The organism is Shewanella sp. (genome assembly GCF_051658185.1).
Lineage (GTDB): Bacteria > Pseudomonadota > Gammaproteobacteria > Enterobacterales > Shewanellaceae > Shewanella.
In genome coordinates, this window is sequence record NZ_JBOFMC010000044.1 from 1 (window position 1) to 7,285 (window position 7,285).

A 7,285-nucleotide genomic window follows, 5' to 3' on the forward strand; every position below is an offset into this window, starting at 1 on the left:
TCCGGGTTCGGGCACCACTATTAAGGTAATGAGTTTTAACCATTTGTTACCATGCTTTACGCCGGCATAGCTCAGTTGGTAGAGCAACTGACTTGTAATCAGTAGGTCCCGAGTTCGACTCTTGGTGCCGGCACCATATAAAAAGCCACTCTAGCGAGTGGCTTTTTGCTTTTCTGCTTGCGGCATTGTTGTTTGTGGCATTGTTGCTTGTGATACTTTCCTGCAACGTGTTCTATTCCTTTCTTTTTTATCTCAATTGTCTATTTATGAAAAGTGGCTTGGGGATGAGACTGACTTTCTTTTAGCGTGCAGCGATTGCCTGCGCTGGGTTTCTCCATTGCACCTTGGAAATTCCTTAACGGATAGCCAACGGCTTGATATAAATATTAAATATCCATGTAGAATAAGGTGTTAGCAGTGAGCGCATTCAGGCAGGCTTACTGCTAACACCTATTGATTGGGAAGAATACTCAACAAAATTGCGTGAGTATCTCATTCACAAACATGTGGCCTTTCGGGGTCAATTGCCAATGTTCGGCAGATTCTGTGAGTAAACCACGGTGTTTGGCTTGTTCCATCCCTTCAGTTAAGACGTTTCGAGGCAACCCCGTGCGCCGCTCAAATTCTTGTTTAGGGATTGGGGTCATCAGGCGCAGGCGGTTCATTAAATATTCAACAGCGCGTTCTTCTATCTCGACCTCGGTTTGCTCGGCTAAATAAGTATTGCTACTGAGATAGCCCTTAGGGTGTTTGATTTTTACCGTACGAATAATACGGTTTTGTGTCGGCAGGGTGATCTTGCCATGAGCGCCACAGCCAATACCTAAATAGTCGCCAAATTGCCAATAGTTAAGATTATGTCTGCATTGGTAACCGGGTTTGGCATAGGCAGAAATTTCATATTGCTCATAGCCTAAGGCTGCCAGTTTTTGCTGGCCCAGTTGGTAAATCTGCCAGAGTGCTTCATCATCCGGCAGTTGCGGCGGCTTGGAATGAAAAAGAGTATTGGGTTCAATGGTGAGTTGATACCAAGATAAATGGGGGGGATTGAGCGCCGCTGCCGTGTCGATATCAGCCATAGCTTGTTCAAGGTTTTGATTGGGTAAGCCATGCATTAAATCGAGGTTAACACTGCGATACTCTGCTTGAATCGCTTTTTGGGCGGCGACGTGGGCCTCGTTTTGATTGTGAATACGCCCCAGCAGATTGAGTTTATCATTAGCAAAACTCTGTATTCCAATGGATAAGCGGCTGATCCCCGCTGCGCGATAGGCACTAAAATCATCGTGCTCTAGGGTGCCAGGATTCGCTTCCATGGTGATTTCAATATCATCACTAAAAGGGATAAGCCCACGGGCGCCCTCAAGAAGCTGTTCAATGTGCTTTGCATCGAACAGTGAAGGTGTTCCGCCACCAATAAAGATACTGTGCAGCTTGCGGCCTTGAGCTAAGGATATGTCTTGACGTAAATCCTCAAGCAATGCCTCTACATAGGCTTGCTGCGGTAATTCACCCTGTTGTCCATGGGAGTTAAAGTCACAGTAAGGACATTTTTGGACGCACCAAGGGATGTGAATATATAAACTTAATGGTGGTAACTCTAGCTGAGGATGAGGAAGGTCATTGACTGACATTATTGTGAGTTCCCACCAGTGAATACTCCCTTGGCCTGCATCATGGCAAGCAATTGCGCTAACGCTTTGCCGCGATGACTCAAGGCATTTTTTTCATCACTGCTAAGTTCCGCGGCGCTTAACTTTTGGTGCTCGGGGATAAAAATGGGATCATAGCCGTGGCCATGGGTGCCACGCTGTTCAAAGGCGATTTGCCCTTCCCAAGAGGCTTGGCAAATCAGCGGACTCGGATCGGCACCATGGCGCATATATACTAATACACATTGAAATCTGGCGCTGCGCGGTGCGGGATAATCTTTTAATGCATCAAGTAATTTCAATACATTATCTTGATCATTTGCCTTGTCACCGGCGTAACGCGCCGAATAGATACCAGGAGCGCCTTGCAGTAGATCGACCTCTAGACCTGAGTCGTCCGCAATGGCCGCAAGGCCCGTTATTTGTGCGGCATGTCTGGCCTTGATAATGGCATTTTCGACAAAGGTGGTGCCAGTCTCAGCGACTTCGCCGACATTAAAGTGATTTTGCGGCAGCACTGTTACGCCATAGGCGCTGAGCATTTGCTCGAATTCGGCAAGTTTTCCTTTGTTGCCACTGGCGAGGACAATCTGTTGCATAAAATACCTATTTTCATTTGAGGCTGAATAAGTGCGGCAATGATACCCAAGCTGAGGCGTAAAGGACAGCAAAAGGGGCGCTATCCCCGTGCAGATAGCGCGGTGTTCACGAACGGCTGCAGACTTAATCTATATAAAATTTTTGCTTAAATTTCAGATTAGTATTGAGATCATTACTGTGTTTAATTGCAATGTCAAAATGGATTTCTTGCTCATCGCGGTGGGGCACTTCTGCAATGTAATAGATAGAGTCACCTTCACGGATCTCTCTAAATGTTAACGTTATCCTCGCATCCAATAAATTTTTGGCGACCCCTGAAATGGCCACTGGTACGGCAGGTGAGCCAGATTTGCTGGTATCAAGTACTGCGATATTGATGATCCCTTTATAACTGCTGCGTTCGATCCCGTAGGATTTGGCGACGCTAGGAGTGAGAAAGGTGCTGGCTAATGCCATGTAATGAATATCGAAATTACCCACGGTTTCTTTTTGTTCAGCCTGAGCGATGCCGCATAGGCTGGCGGTGAGGGCAAGTATTGCAAGCAATTGACGTAACATGATGTGAACCCTTTGTGTGTGTGAAACATAACAGCCCTGTAAACCATTACCCGTAAGCGCCACCGACGCGGGTGTGCAAGGGACTACTCCGAGTCTGGGAGCAGGGCATGTATTTGCTCAGGGATGAGTTTGGGAGTCACAACTTTTATCTGTTTGTGCCGCCCAAGCTCACCTTTAATGATCTGTACATCACTCTTAGGTACTTTAAATACCTTTGCTAAGTATTTGCTTAAATGCGCATTGGCTTTGCCATCAACCGGTGGTGCGGTAATGGCGATTTTGAGTTCCTCCCCATGGAGGCCGACAATGTTATCTCGGCTCGCCTTGGGCTGAATATATAAATTAAGCAGCAAGTTGCCTTGCTGCCAACTGACTGCGTTCATCAAATGATGGCCCAGTAAGGGATGTATTGAGCAAGCAGCATGTTGATGAAATTCATGGCAATAATGACTAGCATCACCGATAAATCTAAGCCACCAATGGGGGGGATGATCCGCCGTACCGGGGCTAAGAATGGCTCGGTTAACTGATCCATTATCATCACGATTGGGTTATATCCTTGGTTAAACCAACTTAAAATGGCGCGAATAATCAGCATCCAAAACAGCAGTACACCGGCTTGTTTGACCACAGACACCACGGCAAATACTAAAAATAGCAGGATATTAAGCCCACCCCCGGCGATCAGGCTGATCAACAGCAGTTTTACCATCACCACTAGGATAGCCAACACGAAGGATGCGCTATCGAAGCGTCCAATGGACGGTAGTACGCGACGCATTGGCGCGATGAGCGGATGAGTCGCCTTGACGACAAATTGGCTGAAAGGGTTATAAAAATCGGCTCTAGCCAGTTGTAACCAGATCCGTAAGATCACCACCATCAAATATAGATCAAATAATGTGGTGATTAAAAAAGTGAATGCATTCATCGAGTATTCTGCCTATGTGAGTTCGATAAAAAAACGCGTTAACGGTATCGCTTTTACAATGTTTTTGCCATTTCTTCTGCACGGTTAACGCAGTTTTCGATGGCTTTTTTGACTAAGCCCCGCAGGTCGGCATCTTCAAAGGTGCTAATTGCTTGGGCGGTTGTCCCACCCTTGGAGGTAACATTCTCTCTAAGTTCCCTTAAGCTGAGCTGTGGATTTTGTTTTGCCATCATGGCTGCGCCCAGCGCGGCTTGCTGGACTAAACTGCGCGCTTTGGCGGCATCCATGCCCATGTCTGTGCCTGCTGCTATCATCGATTCCATAAACAGGAAAAAATAAGCCGGAGCGCTGCCCGCCAGCCCAATCACTTGATTGATCTCGGCTTCATCATCGAGCCAGACAATTTCGCCCCCGCTGGAGAATAATCGCTCACACACCATTTTGTGCTGCAGGTTTAAGCAGAAGGGCGCAAACAGCCCGGTCATCCCTACGCCAAGTTGCATCGGGGTGTTAGGCATGGCGCGGATAAGGTTAATGGGCTGCTGAAAGTATTCAGTATAACGGCTCGAATGGATACCCGCAGCGATAGTGATGACTAACTTGTTGGTCAGGGACAGTGAGCGCAGTGTTTCACACACTTGCTGCATGATTTGTGGTTTGACGCTCAGGACTATCACGTCGGCCTGTTGCGCCGCGCTGAGGTTATCTAAAGAAACTTGTATGCCAAAATCTGCCTCAAGGGCTGTCAGTTTACCTTGGCTAGGGTTGGTGGCTTGGATAAGCTGGGCTGGATAGCCGCTATGAATTAACCCACTGATAATACTGCGAGTCATATTGCCCGCACCGATAAAACAGATTCTTTGTTGATCCATGTGATCCTCGTTAGTTATCAATCGATTTAAGCTCAGCAGTTCAGTTCAAGTATTATGTTTAAGTGGTGAGATCCGCATTTGAGTTCACCGTGGTTGCTCGCGATAGTGCCATCCCAAAACGCTGCCATTGAGCGATGGCTCGCATTATGGCGGCTAAGCTTTACCATGTTAAGGCGATGTCGTTAAAAATTAGACTGCAGCTCTTGGTTTAGGCGGAATTGATGACGCCACATCTCAGTGTGAAATTTCCAGCTTACCTACAGGGTTTTCAACGGGTTAAATTGAATAATCTCGTTCACCAAAGATCGCACTGCCAATCCTGACTAAGGTTGAGCCACAGGTGATGGCCATATCGAGGTCATTACTCATGCCCATCGAGAGGGTGTCAACGGTGGGATAAGCCTGCTTTAATGTCGCAAATAACTGTTGTAACTCGGTAAACTCCTGTAGTTGCAATGCACAGTCTGTCGTTGCCGTTGGGATTGCCATTAAGCCCCTGAGGGTTAAGTGGGGTAAGGAAGAGATGCATTGGGCAAGTGGCAGCATTTGCGCGGCGGGGATCCCTGATTTAGTCGCTTCATCACTGATATTGATTTGTATGCAGACATTGAGAGGTGCCATCCCACTCGGACGCTGCTCATTGAGGCGCTGCGCAATTTTATCCCGTGCAACGGTGTGCATCCAATCGAAGTGTTGGGCAACTAAATTGGTTTTGTTAGATTGCAGAGGGCCGATGAAATGCCATTCAATATCCGGATAATCATGTTTTAATGCATTGATTTTAAAAGCCCCTTCCTGAACATAATTCTCCCCAAAACAACGCTGACCGGCCTGATAGGCTTCTATAATGTCTGCCACGGGTTTGGTTTTACTCACTGCAAGTAAACGAATTTGTTCGGGGCTGCGTGCACATTTTTGCGCCGCTTGGGCGATTCGGTGCTGGGCGGCGGCGAGTCTGTCTGCTATTGTTGTCATGTTGTAATTATCTGGTTGCTAGGATATCCCAAACTATGGAAATCACTGAGTTATTAGCTTTTAGTGTAAAACACAAAGCGTCGGATCTACACCTCTCTGCAGGGATATCTCCCATGATCCGCGTAGACGGTGAAGTGCGAAAGATCAACCTGCCCGCGCTCGACCATCAAGGTGTGCACAGCTTAGTGTACGACATTATGAATGATAAGCAGCGCAAAGACTTTGAAGAACATTTAGAAATCGACTTTTCCTTCGAAGTGCCTAATTTGGCGCGGTTTCGTGTGAATGCTTTTAATCAATCCCGTGGCGCCGCCGCGGTTTTTCGTACCATTCCAAGTGATATTTTATCCCTTGAGCAGCTTGGTGCTCCTGAAATATTTAAAAAAATAGCAAGTTTCCCCCGTGGGTTAGTGTTAGTCACTGGGCCGACGGGCTCGGGCAAGAGTACCACACTGGCGGCAATGGTGGATTACATCAATGAGCATCGCCATGATCACATCTTAACCATCGAAGATCCCATCGAATTTGTGCACCAAAATAAGCAATGTTTGATCAACCAGCGTGAGGTGCATCGTCATACCCATAGTTTTAATGCTGCTCTGCGCAGTGCGCTGCGGGAAGATCCCGATGTGATCCTCGTCGGTGAGATGCGCGATCTCGAGACCATCCGTTTAGCCATGACAGCGGCCGAAACTGGCCATTTAGTGTTTGGGACTTTGCATACCACTTCCGCCGCAAAAACCATTGACCGGGTGGTGGACGTATTCCCCGCGGGTGAAAAAGACATGGTGCGCACGATGTTATCGGAATCATTGCAGGCGGTGATCTCGCAAACGCTGATTAAAAAAATTGGCGGTGGTCGGGTTGCCGCCCATGAAATCATGATGGGCACACCGGCTATCCGCAATCTTATCCGCGAGGACAAAGTCGCGCAGATGTATTCTGCCATTCAAACCGGGATGGCCCATGGGATGCAAACCCTTGAGCAATGTTTACAAAATTTAGTCAATCGTGGGTTGATTACTCGTGAAGATGCCATGGCTAAGAGTTCAAACAAACAAGCGATATTTTAAGGATTTATGATGGATGTCCGTCCGTTTCTAAAAGTTATCGTCGAGCGTAAGGCCTCGGATTTATTTATTACTGCCGGCTTTCCGCCCAGTGCTAAGATTGACGGGGAGTTACGTCCCCTAGCCGAAAGTGCTTTTACGCCCGCTCAGTCCTTAGACTTTGTCGAATCGGTGATGACCGAGGCGCAAAAAAAGGAGTTTCATACCACGCGTGAATGTAACTTTGCATTTGCGGCAAAAGATCTGGGGCGTTTTCGGGTCAGCGCGTTTTGGCAACGAGAGTCGCCGGGGTGTGTTATGCGCCGCATTGAGACTAAAATTCCTGACGTGGACGAGTTAAAGCTCCCCCCCATTTTGAAGGATCTGGTGATGAGTAAGCGCGGCCTTATCATCATGGTCGGCGGAACCGGCACCGGTAAATCAACCTCGTTAGCAGCATTGGTGGGTTACCGTAATGCTCACGCCCGTGGGCATATATTGACGATAGAAGATCCTGTTGAATTTGTTCACGATCATCGTAAAAGCATCATTACCCAGCGTGAAGTGGGTATCGATACCGAATCCTTCGATGCGGCCTTAAAAAGTTCCTTGCGCCAAGCGCCCGATGTGATCTTGATTGGTGAAATC

General features: G+C 47.6%; 9 protein-coding genes and 1 tRNA gene. 3 read left to right on the plus strand and 7 right to left on the minus strand.

All coding sequences use genetic code 11. The annotated features are described in order from the left end of the window. Positions 1–60 precede the first annotated feature (60 nt). A tRNA-Thr gene (locus ACRCZA_RS01785) sits at positions 61–136 on the plus strand. Positions 137–470: 334 nt separating this feature from the next. On the opposite strand, the gene hemW is transcribed toward ACRCZA_RS01785, so the two are convergent. The 7 genes from hemW to ACRCZA_RS01820 form a co-directional block, all read right to left on the minus strand. Beyond that, positions 471–1,634 (minus strand): radical SAM family heme chaperone HemW, encoded by a 1,164-nt coding sequence (hemW, locus tag ACRCZA_RS01790; RefSeq protein ID WP_438672771.1) that lies wholly within the window; start codon positions 1,632–1,634, stop codon positions 471–473. Beyond that, positions 1,634–2,251 carry an RdgB/HAM1 family non-canonical purine NTP pyrophosphatase gene (gene rdgB / locus ACRCZA_RS01795; RefSeq protein WP_438672772.1) on the minus strand — a complete coding sequence of 206 codons (618 nt, stop codon included), beginning with the start codon at positions 2,249–2,251 and terminating at the stop codon, positions 1,634–1,636. Before rdgB ends, hemW begins: the two co-directional genes overlap by 1 nt. Positions 2,252–2,375: 124 nt before the next feature. Then, the gene (locus ACRCZA_RS01800; RefSeq protein WP_438672773.1) at positions 2,376–2,810 is read right to left on the minus strand and encodes a DUF4426 domain-containing protein; all 435 of its coding nucleotides are present in this window, start codon (positions 2,808–2,810) and stop codon (positions 2,376–2,378) included. An 83-nt stretch (positions 2,811–2,893) separates the two neighbouring features. Further along, positions 2,894–3,193: a DUF167 family protein YggU gene (gene yggU / locus ACRCZA_RS01805; protein WP_438672774.1), complete on the minus strand. Its 300-nt coding sequence runs from the start codon at positions 3,191–3,193 to the stop codon at positions 2,894–2,896. Then, positions 3,193–3,741 (minus strand): YggT family protein, encoded by a 549-nt coding sequence (locus ACRCZA_RS01810; RefSeq protein WP_438672775.1) that lies wholly within the window; start codon positions 3,739–3,741, stop codon positions 3,193–3,195. The genes yggU and ACRCZA_RS01810 overlap by 1 nt, the downstream gene beginning before the upstream one ends. A 53-nt stretch (positions 3,742–3,794) precedes the next feature. After that, positions 3,795–4,613, minus strand: a complete 819-nt coding sequence (gene proC, locus ACRCZA_RS01815; protein ID WP_438672776.1) for a pyrroline-5-carboxylate reductase — start codon at positions 4,611–4,613, stop codon at positions 3,795–3,797. A 276-nt stretch (positions 4,614–4,889) separates the two neighbouring features. After that, positions 4,890–5,588: a YggS family pyridoxal phosphate-dependent enzyme gene (locus ACRCZA_RS01820; RefSeq protein ID WP_438672777.1), complete on the minus strand. Its 699-nt coding sequence runs from the start codon at positions 5,586–5,588 to the stop codon at positions 4,890–4,892. A gap of 35 nt (positions 5,589–5,623) precedes the next feature. On the opposite strand from ACRCZA_RS01820, the gene ACRCZA_RS01825 reads away from it, so the two are divergent. Both ACRCZA_RS01825 and ACRCZA_RS01830 read left to right on the plus strand, forming a co-directional pair. Next, positions 5,624–6,661, plus strand: coding sequence for a type IV pilus twitching motility protein PilT (locus ACRCZA_RS01825; protein WP_438672778.1), 1,038 nt, complete (start codon positions 5,624–5,626; stop codon positions 6,659–6,661). A gap of 9 nt (positions 6,662–6,670) precedes the next feature. Then, positions 6,671–7,285 (plus strand): ATPase, T2SS/T4P/T4SS family (locus ACRCZA_RS01830; protein ID WP_438672779.1); only part of this gene is annotated, 615 nt, incomplete at its 3' end.

Bases quoted from the DNA above. Each gene is read 5' to 3' on its own strand.
- hemW (WP_438672771.1), bottom strand. From the start codon at position 1,634: ATGTCAGTCAATGACCTTCCTCATCCTCAGCTAGAGTTACCACCATTA.
- rdgB (WP_438672772.1), bottom strand. From the start codon at position 2,251: ATGCAACAGATTGTCCTCGCCAGTGGCAACAAAGGAAAACTTGCCGAA.
- ACRCZA_RS01800 (WP_438672773.1), bottom strand. From the start codon at position 2,810: ATGTTACGTCAATTGCTTGCAATACTTGCCCTCACCGCCAGCCTATGC.
- yggU (WP_438672774.1), bottom strand. From the start codon at position 3,193: ATGAACGCAGTCAGTTGGCAGCAAGGCAACTTGCTGCTTAATTTATAT.
- ACRCZA_RS01810 (WP_438672775.1), bottom strand. From the start codon at position 3,741: ATGAATGCATTCACTTTTTTAATCACCACATTATTTGATCTATATTTG.
- proC (WP_438672776.1), bottom strand. From the start codon at position 4,613: ATGGATCAACAAAGAATCTGTTTTATCGGTGCGGGCAATATGACTCGC.
- ACRCZA_RS01820 (WP_438672777.1), bottom strand. From the start codon at position 5,588: ATGACAACAATAGCAGACAGACTCGCCGCCGCCCAGCACCGAATCGCC.
- ACRCZA_RS01825 (WP_438672778.1), top strand. From the start codon at position 5,624: ATGGAAATCACTGAGTTATTAGCTTTTAGTGTAAAACACAAAGCGTCG.